Source organism: Globicatella sanguinis NBRC 15551 (genome assembly GCF_001552295.1).
Taxonomy (GTDB): Bacteria; Bacillota; Bacilli; order Lactobacillales; family Aerococcaceae; genus Globicatella; species Globicatella sanguinis.
In genome coordinates this window covers 1-1,513 of record NZ_BCQX01000209.1, presented here as the reverse complement: position 1 = coordinate 1,513, position 1,513 = coordinate 1, and the positions used below count along the sequence as shown (strand labels likewise).

Below are 1,513 nucleotides of genomic sequence, written 5' to 3'. Positions count from 1 at the left end.
AAGAAATAATTAATCAAGATGCAAAAGACGACTGTTTAGTCGAAGAGGAAACAACTTTAGAGGAAACAAAACTAGAGAATGATATAGTATATGAAATAAAAAATACACCCAAAATTTCCAATGATATTTTAAAAAAAGAAATTGATGAAAAAAATTCAAATACTGAAATCAGTGAAGAAGAAAAACATTTAAATCAAACTTCTAGTATTGAATCTAATTTATATAAAGATCAAAGCAAAAAAAATATCAATGAATTTAAACAGAACAATCGTAATAAATCAAATTACTTGGTTGTAAATCCAAGTAAGGAAGATTATAGTATAAAAAGCTCAGGCATTATGATGGATTTACATTTAACATTTAAATCCACACCGCCGGAAAGATATTTTTATAATGATGGAAAGTATTTAGGCACACTCGCAAGACAATATATTTCGTTTATTGATGGTTTATATCATGCGTTATATAGAGGTCTAGTTGTTCCAATAAAATAAGTACAAATCATAAGAGGTTAAAATTACACTTTAAATTCGAATTCGTAATTTTAAACTAATTTAATTACTCTGCAATATTTAGTTAGGAAAAAGATTGGTTCTAAAATTTACTAAAATTACAACGCTATTTTTTGAATACAGAGTGTCGGTCTCTCTTATATAATTAAGTCCAAAGCAACATGTATTTCTGATAAAAAAATTTTTTATAAAGAAAATCCGATAAATAACTCGATACAATTATTGTTTAGCATCTTTTCTATTTTTAGTTGCAACTTTAAACCTTGATAATGAGCGTTTCGTGCCTATTATGGCCATTTCAATTGGTAAACCAGGCGAAGAACCACTTGAGTCAACACGATATGATGTAAATTCAAAAATTAACTTTTTAGCATAAAAATTTGAAACCATTAGAAGCAGGAGAGAGTGCTTTTAATGGTTTTTTAGTACAAAAATTTCGTCACAAGTATTGGTAATTTGCTTATAATACGGTTGTAAAAAAGAAGGGTTAATATGATATAATCAATATATAATTACTTAAATAGGAGGAAAACTAATGAAGATATGGAAAGAAATTAATTTGGTAGATGACCAGAATACGCTAAAGAAGTTAAGTCGTTATTCACTCGTTATCCTAATTGCATCCGTCATTATATTACAAGTAATCCTGGGTATTATGCAAGCTTTTTACCAGTTTAGTAAAGCGCCACTTTCAATGGATATTAAGCGTATTTTCATTGAACTGACTAGTTTTGTGGCTCTGTTTATGATTGTCTTAATCATTCACGAAGCGATTCATGGCGTCTTTTTCAAACAGTTCAATCCAACTGCTTCAGTTAAGTTTGGCTATCAAACCGGAATGGTATACGCATCAAGTCCGGGCAGTCGCTATACACGCACTCAATTTATCGTTATCGCATTAATGCCTTGTTTAATCATTACTTTGACGTTAATCGCATTATTTCCTATTGTAGTACCTCATTTAGCTTTATTTGATATATTAACCGCAACTCATCTTTCGG

Annotated in this window: 2 protein-coding genes; both read left to right on the top strand. The window is 29.4% G+C overall.

Annotated elements, in window-relative coordinates; genetic code table 11:
* On the top strand, positions 1-494 hold a 494-nt coding region (locus GSA01S_RS10890), incomplete at its 5' end, for a hypothetical protein (protein ID WP_169792699.1).
* 553 nt (positions 495-1,047) lie between these two features.
* Positions 1,048-1,513 (top strand): DUF3267 domain-containing protein (locus GSA01S_RS10125; RefSeq protein ID WP_066127254.1); only part of this gene is annotated, 466 nt, incomplete at its 3' end.